This window comes from Niallia sp. 03133, from assembly GCF_052663225.1.
This window is the reverse complement of record NZ_JBQTCY010000023.1, coordinates 1-19,216: the sequence shown is the minus strand read 5'-3', so window position 1 is coordinate 19,216 and position 19,216 is coordinate 1. Positions and strand designations below refer to the sequence as shown.

The 19,216-nt window shown below is 35.6% G+C and carries 16 protein-coding genes; 2 read left to right on the top strand and 14 right to left on the bottom strand.

Annotation, left to right across the window (positions count from 1 at the left end; all coding sequences use genetic code 11):
• Positions 1-108: 108 nt before the first annotated feature.
• The 4 genes from lpdA to ACTYBU_RS22055 form a co-directional block, all read right to left on the bottom strand.
• The gene (lpdA, locus tag ACTYBU_RS22070) at positions 109-1,530 is read right to left on the bottom strand and encodes a dihydrolipoyl dehydrogenase (RefSeq protein WP_445493172.1); all 1,422 of its coding nucleotides are present in this window, start codon (positions 1,528-1,530) and stop codon (positions 109-111) included.
• A gap of 16 nt (positions 1,531-1,546) precedes the next feature.
• Entirely contained in the window at positions 1,547-2,638 is a 1,092-nt protein-coding gene (gene buk / locus ACTYBU_RS22065; RefSeq protein ID WP_445493170.1) for a butyrate kinase, read from the bottom strand.
• Between the two features lie 40 nt (positions 2,639-2,678).
• Positions 2,679-4,331, bottom strand: coding sequence for a sigma 54-interacting transcriptional regulator (locus ACTYBU_RS22060; protein WP_445493168.1), 1,653 nt, complete (start codon positions 4,329-4,331; stop codon positions 2,679-2,681).
• A gap of 518 nt (positions 4,332-4,849) precedes the next feature.
• Complete coding sequence (locus ACTYBU_RS22055; protein ID WP_445493166.1) at positions 4,850-5,584, bottom strand: glycerophosphodiester phosphodiesterase; 735 nt, start codon at positions 5,582-5,584, stop codon at positions 4,850-4,852.
• A gap of 40 nt (positions 5,585-5,624) precedes the next feature.
• On the opposite strand from ACTYBU_RS22055, the gene ACTYBU_RS22050 reads away from it, so the two are divergent.
• A complete protein-coding gene (locus ACTYBU_RS22050) occupies positions 5,625-5,765 on the top strand; it encodes a YycC family protein (RefSeq protein ID WP_445493164.1) in 141 nt (46 codons plus the stop codon).
• Between the two features lie 119 nt (positions 5,766-5,884).
• Here the strand turns inward: ACTYBU_RS22050 and ACTYBU_RS22045 are convergent, their stop codons facing one another.
• Positions 5,885-6,085 carry a cold-shock protein gene (locus tag ACTYBU_RS22045; protein ID WP_445493162.1) on the bottom strand — a complete coding sequence of 67 codons (201 nt, stop codon included), beginning with the start codon at positions 6,083-6,085 and terminating at the stop codon, positions 5,885-5,887.
• Between the two features lie 280 nt (positions 6,086-6,365).
• The gene (gene spo0A, locus ACTYBU_RS22040; RefSeq protein ID WP_445493160.1) at positions 6,366-7,157 is read right to left on the bottom strand and encodes a sporulation transcription factor Spo0A; all 792 of its coding nucleotides are present in this window, start codon (positions 7,155-7,157) and stop codon (positions 6,366-6,368) included.
• A 588-nt stretch (positions 7,158-7,745) separates the two neighbouring features.
• On the opposite strand from spo0A, the gene ACTYBU_RS22035 reads away from it, so the two are divergent.
• Positions 7,746-8,657 carry a 1,4-dihydroxy-2-naphthoate polyprenyltransferase gene (locus ACTYBU_RS22035; protein WP_445493158.1) on the top strand — a complete coding sequence of 304 codons (912 nt, stop codon included), beginning with the start codon at positions 7,746-7,748 and terminating at the stop codon, positions 8,655-8,657.
• Between the two features lie 249 nt (positions 8,658-8,906).
• On the opposite strand, the gene spoIVB is transcribed toward ACTYBU_RS22035, so the two are convergent.
• The 8 genes from spoIVB to xseA form a co-directional block, all read right to left on the bottom strand.
• Positions 8,907-10,199 (bottom strand): SpoIVB peptidase, encoded by a 1,293-nt coding sequence (spoIVB, locus tag ACTYBU_RS22030; RefSeq protein ID WP_445493156.1) that lies wholly within the window; start codon positions 10,197-10,199, stop codon positions 8,907-8,909.
• Positions 10,200-10,500: 301 nt separating this feature from the next.
• Entirely contained in the window at positions 10,501-12,189 is a 1,689-nt protein-coding gene (gene recN / locus ACTYBU_RS22025; RefSeq protein WP_445493154.1) for a DNA repair protein RecN, read from the bottom strand.
• A 15-nt stretch (positions 12,190-12,204) separates the two neighbouring features.
• Entirely contained in the window at positions 12,205-12,654 is a 450-nt protein-coding gene (ahrC, locus tag ACTYBU_RS22020) for a transcriptional regulator AhrC/ArgR (RefSeq protein ID WP_445493152.1), read from the bottom strand.
• Positions 12,655-12,985: 331 nt separating this feature from the next.
• Entirely contained in the window at positions 12,986-13,822 is an 837-nt protein-coding gene (locus ACTYBU_RS22015) for a TlyA family RNA methyltransferase (RefSeq protein WP_445493150.1), read from the bottom strand.
• A 6-nt stretch (positions 13,823-13,828) separates the two neighbouring features.
• Entirely contained in the window at positions 13,829-15,721 is a 1,893-nt protein-coding gene (gene dxs / locus ACTYBU_RS22010) for a 1-deoxy-D-xylulose-5-phosphate synthase (protein ID WP_445493148.1), read from the bottom strand.
• A gap of 904 nt (positions 15,722-16,625) precedes the next feature.
• Positions 16,626-17,519 (bottom strand): polyprenyl synthetase family protein, encoded by an 894-nt coding sequence (locus tag ACTYBU_RS22005; protein ID WP_445493146.1) that lies wholly within the window; start codon positions 17,517-17,519, stop codon positions 16,626-16,628.
• 4 nt (positions 17,520-17,523) lie between these two features.
• Positions 17,524-17,757 carry an exodeoxyribonuclease VII small subunit gene (gene xseB / locus ACTYBU_RS22000; RefSeq protein WP_445493144.1) on the bottom strand — a complete coding sequence of 78 codons (234 nt, stop codon included), beginning with the start codon at positions 17,755-17,757 and terminating at the stop codon, positions 17,524-17,526.
• Positions 17,758-17,763: 6 nt separating this feature from the next.
• A complete protein-coding gene (gene xseA / locus ACTYBU_RS21995) occupies positions 17,764-19,110 on the bottom strand; it encodes an exodeoxyribonuclease VII large subunit (protein ID WP_445493142.1) in 1,347 nt (448 codons plus the stop codon).
• Positions 19,111-19,216 lie beyond the last annotated feature (106 nt).

Below are 19,216 nucleotides of genomic sequence, written 5' to 3'. Positions count from 1 at the left end.
AGCCCTACCGTAGTACAGGATGTACAAGTGCCGATGTTGCCACAGGACGTGGCGTACTTAATCGGCCAGTCCGTACGGCGATCAGCAAGGCGCTTCCGCTTTTCTTATTTACCCATGAATGGCATTTCCATCTACTGCAAGAGCAGCTTCTCCTATTGCTTCCGTTAAGGTTGGATGTGCATGAATGGTAGATCCAATTTCCCAGGCAGTTGCATCCAATACACTTGCCAATGCTGCCTCTCCAATCATATCTGTTGCATGCGGACCAATAATGTGAACACCCAGCAAATCATCTGTTTTACTGTCTGAGATAATTTTGACAAAGCCTTCATGTTCTCCATAAACTAGTGCTTTTCCAATCGCTTTAAAGGAGAATTTCCCTTTTTTTATGCTATAGCCTTTTTCTTTTGCTTCTTCTTCTGTTAATCCGATGCTTGCAATTTCCGGACTGGTGTAGATGCATTTTGGTATTTTTTTATCATTCATGACGTCAGGACTTAAGCCAGCCAAATGCTCCACTGCTTTTATTGCCTCATGGGATGCAACATGCGCAAGCTGCAGACCGCCAATACAATCGCCAATCGCATAAATATGCTGCTCTTTCGTTTGATAAAATGAATTTGTTTTAATCACATTCTTTTCTATCACAATATCCGTATTTTCTAATCCAATGCCTTCTATATTCGCTGTACGTCCAACTGATAAGAGCACTTTTTCTCCAATAAAGGTATGGTTCTCTTCTTTATACTTTGCTTGAATGGAAACCGAGCCATTTATCGTCAAGGTTTCTGGAAGTACATTTGCTCCTGTAACAACCTTTACTCCTTTTTTCTCCAGCTGCTTCTGCAGTTCTTTTGAAATCTCTTTATCTTCTGTCGGAATAAGGACATTGCTGTACTCTAGAAGCGTAACATCCACATCTAAATCGGAAAGCATAGAGGCCCACTCTGCGCCAATTACTCCACCGCCGATAATAATTATAGATTTTGGCAATGCATTCATTTTCAATGCTTCTTCTGAACTTATTACATATTGGCCATCTACTTTCAGCCCCTGCAATGTTTTTGGTCTTGATCCTGTTGCAATAATCACATTTTTTGGAACTAACATTTCGTTTTCATCTCCATTGTTCATTTCAACGGAAATCGTTCCAGGCATTGGGGAGAAGATTGATGGACCTAAAATTCTCCCAGTTCCCTCAAATACATCGATTTTTCCTTTTTTCATTAAGTATTGAACACCAGTGTACAATTGCTGAATAATCGATTTTTTTCTTTCTTGTATTTTGGCAAAATCCAATTTAACATCTGATGTTATTACTCCAAAATCTGCACTCTTTTTTGCAGTGCGGTACACTTCTGCACTGCGAAGCAATGCTTTACTAGGAATACAGCCTTGGTGCAAGCAAGTTCCACCCAACTTGTTTTTTTCTACTATTGCCGTTTTTAAGCCTAATTGAGATGCACGAATGGCAGCAACATAACCGCCTGTTCCCCCGCCTAATATAACTACATCGTATTCGTTTGCCATTTTTCCCACTCTCTTTTCATATAAAATGGTTACCATATTTTTTCGGTGTTTCCGCTTTTCTTAAAACTCTTAAACAGCCTTCCGCTAATGATTGAAGCTCATTTTCCCCAGGATAAACGTAAACATCTGCAATCCACATAACTCTCTCTATTATTTTCTTCATTAATACATCGCTATTTGCAAGCGTACCAGTTAACACAATCGCATCAACGTTTCCTGAAAGAACTGTGCTTATACTGCCAATTTCTTTTGCTATTTGATAACACATGGCATTTAAGATGAGGGAAGCTTTCTTATCGCCTGACATCATCAATTTTACTGCTTCTGATGCATTCTTTATATGTAGATATCCCTTGATCCCTCCATTAAAATGAAGCTCATTCTTCATTTCGGTATGGGTAAATACACCAGAATAACATAAATCGATTAAATCCCCAGGTGGAATTGTTCCTGTACGTTCTAGCGTAAATGGACCCTCTCCATTTAATCCATTATTTACATCAATTACTTTACCGTTTCGATGGGCACCAACCGTAATTCCTTCCCCTAAGTGGGCTACTATTAAATTCACTTCTTCATATTTTTTTCCAAGTTCGGATGCAGCACGCCTGCCACATGCTTTATGATTGAGAGCATGAAAAACACTTCTTCGAGGGATGCCTGGATAGCCGGATATTTTCGCTACATCCTCCAATTCATCTACAACTACTGGATCAACTATAAAGGACGGAATGTTTAATCCAGCTGCAATTTCATATGCAAGAATTCCACCCAAATTAGAAGGATGTTCTCCTCCATAACCAGTTTTTAAATCTTCCAGCATCGTTTCATTTATCTGATACGTTCCGCCTTCCATTGGACGCAGTAGTCCGCCTTGTCCACAGATTGCATCCAGTTTAGAAAAATTTATTTCTTTACTGTACAAATAGCTTAAAATCTCTTCTGAACGAACTCTACATTGCTCTGTAATAGACAACTTTTCAGGTGAATGATTGCTAGTATGAAAGATAGTGTCTGTTATTAAAGGAATTTCATTTTGATACAATGCAATATTAGTGGAAGATGTTTTTGGATTTATTACTAGAATTCGGAATTTTTGCTGCCTCAACCACTTGCCCACCCTTCTTTTTATCTGTAAGGCAAAACAATTACCCTAGTCCATATTTTTCTAATTTATAATAAAGATTGCGAACGGAGAGCCCTAATAATTTTGCTGTTAATGTTTTGTTTCCATCATTTTTAGTTAATGCTTTCCCGATTATTATTTTTTCATATTCTTCCACTAATAAGGATAATGGCTTATCTTCTGAAATGTCTTCTTTCTTGGGTAGAAGTTCTTTGTTGTCTGTACTTATTTTTTCAATAAAGCACAAATGATTTATTCCCAATACTTTTTCTTTTTTCTGCAGTTTTACCAGAGATAATTGTAGAATCGCTTTTAGTTCCTTTACATTTTCCGAGTATGAATAAAGCTTCAGCTTTTCTATCACCTCTTGGGCAACGGAAACATTACGAGCATTATCATGATTAAACAGCTGAACAAATTTTTTTGTCAGCTGCGGAATATCTTCCTGTCTTTCTTCTAATAAAGGCAAATGAATACTTATTTTGTTTAATTTATAATAAAGTTCTTCTAAGAAATCACCATTTATCAATGCTTTTTCGATATTTTCAGAAGATCCGACTATAATTCGAACATTGTTTCGAAAACTCTTTTCCTTTTTATCCATGCATTGTAAAAAAGAAAGTAATTTGTACTGCAATGCTAAAGGAAGACAGCTAATTTCATCTAGATAAACCGTACCTTGCCATTCTTTTTGATAGACAGCTTGAGCAACCTTCCTATCATTTCCCTTAACCATTCCAATTAGTATTTCTTCTAATTCTTTTTCTGACGTATCCAAGCAAGAAATAACAAAAAATCGATTGTATTTTCGGTTGCTTTCATTATGGATTGCACGTGCAAACATTTTTTTCCCTGTACCTGCTGCCCCTCTAATAAAAACTGGATAATCATTATTGCTTGCAAGTCTACATTGCTGAAGAGGAATTTGCATGGATGGAGACCTGCCAATAATATCATCAAATATGTATTTTTCTTCTAAAGCTCGAATAAAGCTTCGGGCGCCTTTAAGCTCTTTCTGCAACTTCTCAAGTTGAGTATAATCATGAACCGTTTGAAAGCTTCCTTTTAATTTTCCATTGATCATAACGGGAAAGGCATTCATTTTAATGGAAAGTTGATTGTTATTTTTTATGTATTGATGGGCTCTTCGTGTTTGCAAAACTTTATGGTGCAGTACTTTTAATTGCTCGTTCACCCCTTCTTCCATCGAATCAGCCCAATTTTCGTATGCAGAATTTTTCATCATGGATTTGCCTTTTTCATCTATAATAGATATAGCCGCATCAATATTTTGTACAAGCATTTCTACTAATGCTTGCATCGTTTCTTTTTCAAACCACTCTTCATTATAGTCGGAAACGCTGGAGAACAAAGCAATTGCACCAAGTATTTGCTTCTTTTTATTAAACAGTGGAAGTCTTGAGATGCGCACTTTCCTATTTGATTCCAAATCGAACAATTTTTCAGTTTCTTTTTTTCCAGTTCGTATTACGCGGGGCAATCCACTAGTAGGAACAACCTCCATGATATGCTTTCCAACAGCTTCGCTTTCAGCAAAGCCAACTAGGTCTGCTGCTTCCTCATTAAAAAACACAATGGCACTATTTTTGTCTATGACAATAATGCCTTGGTTCATCTCATTTAAAATATCCTGTATCTGTACAGAAAACTGCATATAGCAAAGGCCTCTCTTTTGCATTAATTTTCCTAACCTACTATTAACCGTGCAAATTATTTCATACTTACACTATAAACATTTCCTAAAAATTATGCAATTTTTTTCTCATTTACATAATTTTCTGTATAATCTCACAAAAAGAGGTTATCTAATAAGTTTAATTTTTTGGCTTTGAGACGACCTTTTTTTAAATCGATTTTCAATTCAAATAAAGCGAACCTTTCCATCAGCGATTTTCTTCCTCCCCCACCTAGCTTCTTCGATTCCTCAGCATCCCCGAGGTGGGGGTCTTACTGCCCGTTAAGAGTGGGATAAAAGTGTATAGGACAAAACTCGTTCGATTTATAAGCAAACTGTCCAATAGATGGATTATGGATTTAGTAAAGGCAAAGAAAAGCTGACTCTAAATAGTCGTTATTAACGAACGACCTTTTGAGACAGCCTCTTTTGACAAAATATCAAATTATAAAAATCATGAATTAAATCACATACTGAATAAGGCAGTTAATAGCTTTTCAGCTATTAGGTAAATTTCCCATTGCATCCTTTGCCAAAAGCGGATTATCTGTAATAATAGCTGAAATTCCAGCTTCTGAAAGATATCTCATTCTTTTTTCATTATTTATAGTATATGCCCTAACTTTTATACCAAAATCCTCTGAAGCTCTCACTATTTTCTTATTTAATAATCGGTGATTTGGATGAATAGCTGCTGCCTTTATTGCTTTTGCATAAATCCACGGCTGGTATATGCCATCAGAAAATAATGGCGCTGTTTCAATTTCAGGAGCCAGTCGATGACTATGTACAATGCTGTAGTGATTAAACGAAGAAAAAATAACCCGTTCACTGAGGCAATACCGTCTAACAAGTTCAATTGCTTTTTCTTCCATTCCTGTATATGGAAACTGATTATTTTTCAACTCAATATTGCAAATGAAATCTGCTTGCTGCATCCATTCTAAAAATTCCTCTAATGCAGGAATTTGCACTTTTGGCAGCTTTCCTTTATATTTATAGGCAGAATTCAACATTCGGAGTTCATTATAAGTGAAATCTTTTACATATCCAGAACCGTCTGTAGTGCGATTCACTTTTTCATCATGAATAATTACTAGCTCTCCATCTTTCGTCATTTGAATATCGAGCTCAATTCCATGGGCTTCCGCTTTCACTGCTTGCTGAAACGCCAACATTGTATTTTCAGGAAATTGAGCTGAATATCCTCGATGAGCAAAAATGAGTGACATGAATCCACATCCTAACAATTTATGATAAGGAGAAATAATTATGAAACCATTGCAATTATCACCAGAGACAGCAATAAAGCTAGCAGAAAAACTAAATGTTCCTTTAGAACAAATCATGCATATGCCTCAGCATATATTAGTTCAAAAACTTATGCTTCTGCAAAATGAAGAGGAAAAATAAGTGTTTCTTTTATTTTCAATTTAGCAACAATGATTAGAAAAGTCACTAAATGATTTATAATAAAAAAAAACAGACACTAACCAATGGATAGCGTCTGTTTTTGTAATCAGATCAGTTCATTAAGCTTTAACAACGTTAGCAGCTTGAGGTCCACGTTGACCTTCTTCTATATCAAAAGATACTTCTTGACCTTCTTCTAATGTTTTAAATCCTTCAGTTTGAATTGCGCTGAAATGTACAAATACATCGTTTCCTTCAGAAGATTCGATAAATCCAAAACCTTTTTCTGCGTTAAACCATTTAACTTTACCTGTAGCCATGTTTATTTTCCTCCTATGTGCGATACACACAAAATAATAACACTATCCTTGTTCTTATGTAGAAAAGATATCTTCTCTTGTAATTGAACAAAAATAATACTATTTAATAGTAACAGTTTAATGAACGGAAAGCAAATTTTAACAGAAATTGTTTATTTATTTTTTTGCTTCCGTCTTATTAATCGATCATTTAAATCTAATTCTTCATGCAGCAAATACAAAGTGGCTTTGATATGAATTGCATAAAACCGATTTTCATTTTTCAAAAATTCTTGCCCTCTCAGGAAGCTTTATGTTCCAACCTCAATTTATCAGCAACGATGGCAATGAACTCTGAATTTGTCGGTTTAGCTTTACTCATGCTGACTGTGTACCCGAAAAGGGAAGAGATAGAATCAATATTGCCTCTGCTCCAAGCGACTTCAATCGCGTGGCGGATAGCCCGTTCAACACGACTTGCTGTTGTATTGTATTTTTTAGCAATATCCGGATATAAAACCTTTGTGATGGAACCCAATAATTCTATATCATTATATACCATAGAAATAGCTTCTCTTAAATATAAATAGCCTTTTATATGGGCAGGAACTCCAATTTCATGGATAATGCTTGTAATGCTCGCATCAAGATTCCTTGGTTTTGATTCCTGCTGAGACGTTCGGTATGAAGAATGGCTTTTTCTTATGAAACCGTTTGATTTTCCGCTCACTTGACGAATATGACTCGCTAAATAATCCATATCAAATGGTTTTAGAATAAAATAAGAAGCTCCAAGTTCAACTGCTTTTTTTGTTACGTCTTCTTGACCAAAAGCAGTCAGCATAATAACATTTGGAATATTGTTGGTTTTTAACTCTCTCATTCTTTCCAATACTGCCAATCCATCAAGATGCGGCATAATAATATCTAAAAGCATTATATCTGGTTCGATTTGTTCAATCAAATCCAAACAATCCTGACCATTGTGTGCGACCCCTACTACCTCCATGTCGTCTTGTGCATCGATATATTCTTCTAATAGTCCGACTAACTCTCTATTATCATCAACGATACAAACTTTTATTTTTTTCAATGATAAATTCCTCCTTAATCCAATGTCTCTTTTTATCTTTATTCTAAATGACAAGTTCGACAAAGTAACTAAAATTCCTTTGATTTTAAAAAAAAAATCTAAAAAAAATAAGAAAATCTTTATTTTTCTCGCATTTTCTTTTGATTTCGACCATATTCGATATTTATTTCTTCCTTAATAAAGTTTTGTCGAAAAATCTTAAAAAATTGCATTCTCTTGCTTACTATATTCTACATGCTTTAGAAGAATGCATTATTTATTTATAGAAAATCAGCCTAATTTCCTTTTTTTTAAGGTATTTAAAAAAAATATGGCGAAATTATGAATAACTTCTTGTTGGAAAATAGAATCTTACGTTATTATAAGAGTTGGACTTTCATTATAAAGTGAACCTTTCCATCAGTGGAGGTTTTCTTCATCCCCCACTGATGATTAGTTGAACTTATCGGACCTTAACGGGCAGCTAGCCACCACCTAGCTTCCTTGATTTCTCGGCATCCCCGAGTGGGGGTCTTACTGTCCGTTAAGAGTGGGATAAACTTATCGTTAACTAATAATTGTTATTGTTATTATAGAAAGGATTTTTTTATGGAAAATGTTACAAAAGAAATACAGCCTACCCATAAAGTACTGTGGCAGCTAACAAGGCCCCATACTTTAACTGCATCCTTTATTCCTGTGCTAATAGGAACTGTGCTAGCCATGCAGTATAAACCGATTCATATCAGCTTATTTTCCGCCATGTTATTTGCATGTTTATTTATTCAAATTGCTACAAATTTATTTAATGAATATTATGACTTTAAAAGGGGCTTAGATACTGCGGAGTCAGTAGGCATTGGCGGAGCAATCGTGAGGCATGGCATGAAGCCGTCAACTGTATTGCAATTTGCCCTTCTATTGTATGGCGTCTCTTTATTGCTGGGCATTTATATTTGTATGAGCAGCAGCTGGTGGCTGGCTCTAGTAGGATTATTTGGAATGGCTATCGGCTATCTATATACTGGCGGTCCTCTCCCAATTGCCTACACTCCTTTTGGCGAAATCTTTTCTGGTGTGTGCATGGGGTCTATCTTTATTTTAGTATCTTTTTATATTCAGACAAATATGATTAATGTACAAAGCGTTCTTATTTCTATACCGATTGCATTTTTAGTCGGCAGCATCAACTTAGCAAATAATATCCGCGACATTGAGGAAGATACGTTAGGTGGACGTAAAACGATTGCCATTTTAATGGGGTTTGATAAATCCGTACTATTATTAGCCTCCCTTTTTGCATTATCGTATATTTGGATTATCGTTCTCATTATTTTTGGTTTGTTAAGTCCATGGCTCTTGATTGTGTTATGCAGCATTAAAAAACCAATTCAGGCCATTATCGGTTTTAAAGGGGATCGCAGTCAAACACCTGCAGCAATGAAATCAACTGCATTAACAAATACGTTATTTGGATTTTTTCTTTCTATTGGTTTACTTATTCAATATTTCACTCTATAAAGCCTTGTACACAGATTCTCAGTATATTCTTAAAAAGAATGGCTGTTTTCGTATTGATTCTTGCTTTTAAACGCGCAGCCTGCATAAGTCTCGTCTTACTCGCATTCCCACAGGAGTCTACGTGTATGCAGGCTGCTAAGAAACGCTGTTCCAAATGTTTTTTATGTAAAAAACAACAAATTTTGAGAAAACAACCAATAGAATAAAAAGGAAAAAAGCGCTAACCACAGCGCTTTTTCCTTTTTATTGCTAAGAGGCTTTCTGTTTTCCATTATCATATATGTTAATGCCAGCTTCATTTAGCATCCATTCAATATGAACACCATATCCGCTTGTCGGATCATTAACAAAAACATGTGTTACCGCTCCAATTACTTTGCCGTTTTGTATGATGGGACTTCCGCTCATTCCTTGAACAATCCCGCCCGTTTTTTTCAATAATTCTTTATCTGTTACTTTAATAACCAGCCCTTTTGTTGCTGGAAATTTCTGCGGAATAGAACTTACGACTTCAATATCAAATAATTTCACTTTATCATCATCTACTACTGTCAAAATTTGTGCTGGACCTTCTTTTACTTGATCGGATAATGTGATTGGCATAGGGGTGTCCATAATGCCATTAGTCATCTCTTTATTCAATTCGCCGAAAATTCCGAAAGGACTATTTGTTGTTATATTTCCAATGATTTCTTTATCTTCAGAAAACCTGGCTAATTTTTCACCTGGATTGCCGCTGCTTCCTTTTTCAATGCTTGTAACGGTTGATCTGACAATTTCACCATCATCCACTACAATCGGTTTTTTCGTATCCATATCCGAAATAACATGTCCTAAAGCTCCATATTTTTTTGTCCCTGGATGATAAAACGTCATTGTACCTATTCCTGCTGCTGAATCTCGAATATATAAACCTAATTTATATGAGTTTTCTCGCTTTTCCTTTAATGGTAAGAGTTTTGTTTGAATATTTTTATTATCTCGCATAATGGTTATATTTAAGGCATCTCCTGAATTTCCTGCACTTTGTACATATGGTGCTACATCTGACATTTTTTCAATTCTTTTTCCATTTATTTCTGTAATCAAGTCGCCAACTTTTATTCCTGCTTTTTCGCCAGGGGATTCTTTCCCCTCTTCTGTATTTACTTGATGATGCCCTACAACTAATACGCCAACTGTATTTAGTTTTACACCGATGGATTGTCCACCAGGAATCACTTTAAAATCTTTTAGAACATTCACATCCACTTTTTTTATTGGGAAGCCAGCAAGTTCTAATACCATTTCACTTTTTCCATTTTCTTCACCATGCAAGGAAAATTTCTTTTCATCCTGGCTTAAAGCAATAACAGAATTATCACCTGCTGTCATTGCAGCGGCAGGAATTGCAGCCGTATCAATCTCTGCATCCTGTCCTTCAAAAATGGTTATATTTTTTGGTATATGCATATATTCTTGAAAGGATTTATTAAAACCTAAGGAAATTAATGAAACAAGGAGAATTCCACCAATTATTTTTCTAAGGAAGTCTTTTTTCAAACCATTCACTCTCCTCGCTTCTTGTTCACCACGATTATTGGCTACATATATAACTTTGCCTGCATGGAGATCAATTATTACTTCAAAAACTATAAAAAACCTACCCACTTTGGATAGTAATAGTAATTTACAAACAAATGTATAGATTAAAACGTATTATTTATCCTGTTTATGTCCTTATTCCCCTTCATTATTGCCAAATTATTAATAATTCATAAAGAATTTGGCTGAAGAAATAGAAGAATAATTCCATTCTTTCGTCAAATCAAAAAAACCCCTGTTTTTTCAGAGGTTTTCATTTCTATCCTTTATTCTTCGCTTTTTGTGCTAATTTTAATAACTCTTTTGCATGTTTTTTGGTTAAGTCAGTTATTTCAGTTCCTGATATCATTCGAGCAATTTCTTTGATTTTATCTTGTTTTGATAAAGGCAGTACGGTAGTAGAGGTTCTGCCTTCATGAATGGATTTAGCGATAAATAAATGAGTATCTGCAATGGCTGCTACTTGTGGTAAATGGGAAATACAAAGGACTTGTGAATCAAATGAAACAGAAGCAATTTTTTCTGCAATTGCCTGAGCAACTCTCCCGCTTACGCCTGTATCGACCTCATCAAAAATAATGGAGGTAATTCCTTGATGCTTGGAAAAAATGCTTTTTAATGCCAGCATCATTCTCGATAATTCTCCACCCGATACAATTTTTGATAAGGGTTTTAAAGGCTCACCTGGATTGGTTGAAATATAAAATTCAATTTCATCTATCCCGTTTTTCGATATTTTCTCATCATCTGATGTTATCCTTACTTCAAAAACCGTTTTTTCCATATAAAGTTCTTTTAATTCTTTATGAATATCATCTGTCAAGCGTACTGCAGCTTTTTTTCGCAGTACCGTTAATTCATTAGCTTCTACAATCAAGTCTTTATGATGGCTTTCTAATTCCTTTTCTAATTTATCTATATGAGTTTCTTTATTTTGCAATGTTTCTAATTCTTCTTCAATTTTTGCAGCGTATTCTACTATTTCTTCGACTGTTTTTCCATATTTTCGTTTTAAACTGTTTATTTCATTTAGTCTTAATTCTATTTGATTTAATCTTTCTGGATCATATTCAAGAAAATCTAAACTGCTGCGCAGCTTGCTGGATACGTCTTCTAAAATATAATAGCTGTTGGATACTGATTCAGCCATTTCTTTATACTCCGTATCTAAGCTAGCCGCTTCTTCTAAATGCCCCATTACTTCGCCTATCCAGTCTAAACCTTTCTGTTCTCCCCTTAACGCTGTATAGCCAGTTTGAATGCTATCAAATATACGTTCAAAATTCAACAGACGTTTTCTTTCTTCATGCAGCTCTTCGTCTTCATTGATTTGTAAATTAGCATTGATAATTTCTTGATGTTGAAATTGCAATAGATCTAACCGCTGAGCCATTTGCTGTTCATTCTCCGTTAAATTCTGCAGCTTTTTTTTAATTTGATTATACGATCGATATACCTGTTCATATTCTTTTACAACTTGTGATAAGTCATCCATTGCAAAAGTGTCCAGTAAAGATAAGTGCCTTGTTTCATCCATCAATTCCTGATGCTCATGCTGGCCGTGTATATCAATTAGGCTCGAACCTATTTCCCTAAGTATGGAAATCGTAATCAGCTTGCCGTTTATTCTACAGACACTTTTACCCGAAATAGAAATATCTCGTCTTAACACAATGGCTCCTTCTTCAATATCAATGCCCAACTCTTGAAGTTTACGGAAGCAAGGATGTCCATCCTCAATATAAAATAAACCTTCTATCTCCGCCTTGTCTTCCCCATGGCGCACAAACTCATAAGAACCTCTTCCGCCGACTAGAAGATTGATGGCATCAATTATTATGGATTTTCCTGCACCTGTTTCACCAGTTAATACGGTCAATCCTTTATTAAAAGAAATAGATAAACTTTCTATAATGGCAAAGTTTTTTATCGATAATTCACTTAACAAATGTTGTCACCTCTTTTACAGCATTTCCAAGAAACGATCTGTAATTGTCTTTCCATCCTCTGTTGTTCGACAAATAATTAAACAAGTATCATCCCCGCATATAGTTCCTAAAATTTCTTCCCAGTCTAAATTATCAATTAACGCTCCAATGGCTTGTGCGTTCCCGGGAAGTGATTTTAATACTAATAAATTCCCTGCTGAGTCTATTTTAACAAAGGAATCAACCATTATTCTTTTCAGCTTCTGCAGGGGGTTAAAACGCTGATCCGCAGGCAGACTGTATTTATATCTTCCATCTATTAATGGAACTTTAACTAAATGCAATTCTTTAATATCCCTTGAAACCGTTGCCTGAGTTACATTAAAACCTGCATTTTTTAATTCATCCACTAATTCATCTTGGGTTTCTATTTCATTATTTGTAATAATTTCGCGTATTTTTATATGCCTTTGACCTTTGTTCATCCTATTCACCCTTTAATTAATGATTGCACTGTCGTTTTATCCCACTCTTAACGGGCAGTAAGCCCCCCACCTCGAGGAAGCTAGGTGGGCGATAACTGCCCATAAAGGTTCGATAAGTACAACTAACCATCAGTGGGGGATGAGGAAAAATCCCCACTAATGGAAGTTTACTTTATCGTTCTACCTTTATTTCGCTTTTTTTTGACAAAAATCCTCTTTATTCTCTTCATTGTATATTTAATAATGAATATTATACATGTTTTCTTTTTTTATTTTTCTGCATTGCAAAGAGGAATAAGTAAAAGCTTATTCCTCTGGCTGTCAATAAAGCTTATTCTTCTTTTTCTTTTTTCGATTTTAACTCTTTATGTGCTTGCTCTACCGTTTCTTTAATTGGATATATTTTTTCCACTTCATTTTTCTGCTGATCCATATCCCAGTATAAATGAAGTAAAAATTCAATATTTCCATCTCCACCTGTTATAGGTGAAAACGACATGTTTTTTACTTTATACCCTTCTTTTAAAGCGAAAGCCACCATTTTTTCCAGTACTGCTTCATGTATTTTACGTTCTCTGACAATTCCTTTTTTGCCTACTTGCTCTCGTCCAGCTTCAAATTGTGGCTTTACTAGAGCAATAACATCGCTTTTTGGTACAAGGAGCGTTTTTAAAACAGGCAATATTAACTGTAACGATATAAATGATACATCAATGGAAGCAAAATTTGGCATTTCACCTGCTAAATCAGCAGGGGTGACATATCGGAAATTTGTTCTTTCCATTACGACAACCCGTTCATCTTGTCTTAACTTCCATGCAAGCTGGTTATAGCCTACATCAACTGCATAAGACATTTTCGCTCCATTTTGCAGTGCACAATCAGTAAATCCGCCAGTAGATGAACCGATATCAAGCAGTATTTTGTCTTTCATATTCACATCAAATTCTTGAATTGCCTTTTCTAACTTTAAGCCGCCGCGGCTGACATATTTTAATGCTTTTCCTTTAACGGTAAGCGGCAAATCAATGCTTATTTTTTCCCCTGGCTTATCCAGCCGGGTTTCTTGACAATAAACAATGCCCGCCATAATGGCTCTTTTTGCTTTTTCTCTCGTTTCAAATAATCCTTGTTCTACTAATAAAACATCTACTCGTTCTTTCTTCATTCTATATTATGCCCTTTTTTGTTTTTTTCTTGCTATGGATGAAATTCTTGTTACTACTTCTTCTGTGTTTAAATTAATTTCATTTAATAGGGAATTCACATCACCATGTTCAATAAATTCATCTGGTATACCCATTCGGTCAATCATGCTGCCAAAAAACCCTTGATCATGGGCGAATTCTAAAACGTAGCTTCCAAAACCTCCTTGAAGGATGGCTTCTTCGATTGTTAATATCGGCATTTGCAAGTTAAATAGCTCTATTAGCATCTTTTCATCCAGCGGTTTTATAAACCTAGCGTTTATTACTTTAACGGAAATTCCTTGTTTTTCAAGCAGGACGCTTGCCTGCAAAGCCATTTCAATGGTTGTTCCAAATGTTAATATTGCAGCATCTGTTCCTTCTTTTAATACTTCCCATGATCCGATCGGGATCGTTCTTAATGATTTATCCATTTTAACACCTAAACCGTTGCCTCGAGGGAATCGTATAGCAATAGGACCATCATTATATTTTATCGCAGTATTAACCATATGCTGTCCCTCATTTTCATCTTTTGGCATCATAAGAACCAAATTAGGCATATGACGCAAAAATGAGATATCATAAATGCCTTGATGCGTTTCTCCATCAGCACCTACAAGACCAGCCCGGTCAATTCCGATAAATACATTTAAATTTTGACGACATACATCGTGGAGCATTTGATCATAGGCTCTTTGCAAGAATGTAGAATAAATGGCCAAAAACGGCTTCATTTTTTGTGTTGCAAGTCCTGCAGCCAATGTTACTGCATGCTGTTCTGCAATACCTACATCCAGCATTCGATCTGGAAATTCTTTCGCAAAGCTTTCTAATTTTGAACCGACTGGCATTGCCGGTGTGATAGCCACAATTCTTTCATCCTTGCGGGCAAGACGCAAAACTGTATCACTGACTAATTTACTCCATGCAGGAGGTGTATTAACAGGTTTTATTAGGTCCCCTGTTTCAATTTTATATGGCCCTGTCCCGTGCCAAGTACCAATTTTATCTTTTTCCGCAGGAGAAAATCCTTTCCCCTTTTTAGTAAGAACATGCAGCAAAACAGGGCCTTCTGTTTTCTTTGCATAATTTAATTGCTCTAATAAATCCTCATAATTATGCCCATCAACTGGTCCTAAATAAGTGAAGCCCATTTCTTCAAAAAACACGCCTGAAACAAGCAAATACTTTAAGCTGTCTTTTATTCTTTCTGCTGTTGCTGCAAGTTTCCCACCGACTGCAGGAATTTTTTTCATAAGCATTTCCAATTCATCTTTTACCCATTGATATTTGCCAGCAGTTCTTAATCTGCCTAAGACCTGGTGCAAGGCACCTACATTTGGCGCGATGGACATTTCATTATCATTTAATATAACAATCATATTCTTTTTTTCATCGCCTATATGGTTCAAAGCTTCAAGTGCCATTCCACCTGTTAATGCACCATCTCCAATAATCGGGATGATATAAGAATCTTCTTTTTTTAAATCTCTTGCGACTGCCATCCCCATCGCTGCGGATAAAGAGGTTGAGCTGTGTCCTGTTTCCCAAACATCGTGTTCACTTTCATTCATTTTAGGAAAACCAGACATTCCTTTATATTGTCTTAGTGTATTAAAATCTTTCGCTCTGCCAGTTAAAATTTTATGCACATAAGATTGATGTCCTACATCCCATATCATTTTATCTTTTGGACTGTCAAAACACTTATGCAATGCAATCGTCAATTCAACAACTCCAAGATTGGGACCAATATGCCCACCAGTTTCTGACAACTGATTAATTAAAAAGTGGCGAACATCTTCACTCAATGCTTCTAATTCATCAATAGATAATTTTTTTAAAAAAGATGGATTCTTTATTGACAATAAATCCATTTTTAACAACTCACTTTCATCTAATTATATGCCGTCCATATAAAATGCTGTATTCAGAGCATGCAGGCTGCCGACAAACGCTCGATTTCTCCGTTGTTCGCCTTGCTCGGATGTTCATTACTCGGTAACAGAGGAGGAACGACTACGAGATCAAAGAAAATCGACTAACTTCGCCACGTCCTTTTGTCTTCATCGATTGACTTGCATCAAGTCTCAATCAGCCTTTGGTTTGAGCAAATACTACTTAGTCTACACTCTGAATGCTGTATTCACATTGTATTATTAATATCTTTAAACTTAATATGGCTATTCTGTTTGCAAATTACGATTCTAATTTAACTCTACCTTACTTCATATAAAAAACCTATTTTTATTACACATTAAATATGTATTATACCATTGTATTTATCGAACAGTAAGTCATTTCCTTTGAATCGTATGAAAAAGAAATAAAAAGAACCCAGCCTGATGCATTTCATCTGTTTAGTTTTAACAGAATAGATTTTTCCGCTAAGTATAACGCTTCCAAAACTTGTTATACTTCTCCTGCTTTTTTTCTCTATTTACTGCTACACTCCACAAAAACTTGCAAATTGAATTTCTGTGGAGAGTATATCACTTTATGTTTCAGGGATTGTCTTCCCAATCATTCCATTTAAACAGACTGGAAATTAACTTCTTACTATTTCTTATTCCTTTCCCCTTTTCAAATATGCCACAAACATATTTAAATCAATTAATAAGGTGAACCTTTCCATCAGGGGGGTTATACATCCCCCTGATGGAAAGCTTAAGATCCACAGGAAGTGGCGACCTTAGTTTGTGTACCTCTATCGGACCTTTACGGGTAGTAAGAGTGGGATAAAGCTCCATATCACGTAGCATTGATAACAGATTTGGTGCGTTAATTATTGCGATTTGCCACTAAATCAGTAATAGCTTCTAACAACTCTGTTTGCAAGGTGAGTTCATTTAAAATATCTTTCGCTTGGCCAATATGAATATCCAATTCCTTTTTTGCTCCATGCAATGTAAGCAATGAAGGATATGTACTTTTTTGATTATATTCATCACTTCCAACCGGTTTGCCTATAAGCGCTTCATCTCCTACAAGATCTAAAATATCATCTCTTATTTGAAATGCCAGACCTAGATGCTGTGCATAGTCTTTTAATTTACCTATTTGCTCATCCGATGCATTGCATAAAATGGCGCCTGTTAATACACTCGCAATAAGCAGTTTTCCTGTTTTATGTATATGAATATATTCTAATTCATTTTTGTTTAGCTTTTTCTCTTCGCCTTCCATATCTGCAACTTGTCCGCCCACCATGCCTTCTGGACCTGCAGCTTTTGCAATAGCTTCAATAATTTTCAATTTTATCTCTGCAGAAAATTGATCATTTTGACTATTTGCGATTAATTGAAAGCTATAAGTCAGTAATGCATCTCCAGCAAGAATGGCAATTGCTTCTCCAAAGACTTTATGATTTGTTGGCCTTCCCCTTCTTAAATCATCGTCATCCATGCTTGGCAAATCATCATGAATAAGGGAATAGGTATGAATCATTTCCAATGCTGCCGCAGCATCCAATCCTTTTTCTGGATTTTCTCCAAAAGCATGCATGGTAGCAAATAATAATAATGGACGTATACGCTTTCCTCCCGCACTTAAAGAATATTCCATGGATTCTTTAATAACCGGAGGTGCTGAAAGGTTGTCTATACGTGCTTTCAGCTGTGTTTCCAATAATGTTTTATATTTTACAGAAAAAGAGTCGAGAGAAATTGGCTGCAAAATATTATTCCTCCTCTGTAATGGAAAAAATCTCTTTTTGTCCGTTTTCCAGCACAATTTCCGCAAGCTGTTCTTCCACATTTTTCAGTTTGTCATGACAAAATTTTGAAAGTTCCATTCCTTTTTTATATGTATTGATCGCTTCTTCTAAAGGTACATCTCCTTCTTCCAATTTATCTACAATTTTTTCCAGCTCATCCATCGCTTCCTCAAACGAAAAAGTTGTTTTTTTTGCCAAATTAAATCACTCCTTAATTGATGTTACCTTTGCGTCTACTGAACCATTTGCCAACTGTAGTTCTATCGTATCATTCTCCTTTACTTGGTGGATGCTGCTAATTAATTTCCCATCTTTTAAGTACGCTAAGTTATATCCTCGTTCCATAATCTTTAAAGGACTTAACGCATCCATTTTTCCTAAAACCGACTGAAACACCTGCTGCTTTTTCTGATAAATCAGCTCCATGTTCCTCTTCAAATTCTTTTCAAGGAGAACTAATTCTTTATCTGCTTTATGAAGCAATGCTTGCGGGTGATTTCGTTTTAGCTGCTTCGTTAAACCACCTATGTTTTCCGTTTTTATGTCTACTATTTTTTTAAAATGACGTGACAATTGTTCCTTTTGTTTATCTAGTTGTTCCATTTTTTGTTCAAACAGAACTTTGGGATATCGGAAAGCATAAGATTTTTTTAATCGATTTAATCGTATTCTTCTATGTTCCACCTTTTCATTCATTGCTCTTACTAGTCTCGTTTTTCTTGTTGTAATCCTCTCCAGCACATCGGCTAAATTAGGAGCTGCTAACTCTGCTGCACCTGTTGGAGTTGGTGCTCTTAAATCTGCAATAAAATCTGCAATCGTAAAATCTGTTTCATGTCCAACGGCTGATATAATAGGAATAAACGATGAAAATATTTCTCTTGCCACCATTTCTTCATTAAATGCCCAAAGCTCCTCAATAGAGCCGCCGCCTCTACCGACAATTAATATATCAATAGATGGTGTTTTCATTAAATTTGCTTTCTTAATGGCATTTACAATAGAAGGGGCTGCTGTATCTCCTTGTACGAGGGCAGGAAAAAGGATGACTTTGGCTATTGGATATCTTCTTTTAATCGTTGTAAGGATGTCTCTAATAGCTGCGCCTGTTGGCGATGTTATCACACCAATTGTTTTTGGATATTTAGGAATGGATTTCTTGTAATCTGGTGAAAATAAACCTTCTTGTTCTAATTTTGTTTTTAATTGTTCGTATGCTAAGTACAAATCGCCAATTCCATCCGGTTTCATTTCTTGTACATACATTTGATACTGTCCACTTGGTTCATAAACGGTTAAACTTGCTCTCACTAATACTTTCATGCCGTTTTCCGGCTTAAATTTCATAATTTGATTATTCCGGGCAAACATAACAGCCAATATTCTTGCTTTATCATCTTTTAAAGTAAAATACATATGGCCGCTGCTATGCTGTTTAAAATTTGATATTTCCCCTTTAACATATACTTGATGTAAATGAGGATCTGCATCAAATTTTCTTTTTATGTATTTTGTTAAAGCCTGTACTGTTAAATACTTGGATTCTTTCATAAAACTACTCCTTATATAAGAAAAGCGCAAGCGCCTTGCTCATTGCCGTACGAACTAGAAGGGCTTCGACTGAGATAAAGGAAACACGATGAGCGTTAGCGAATCG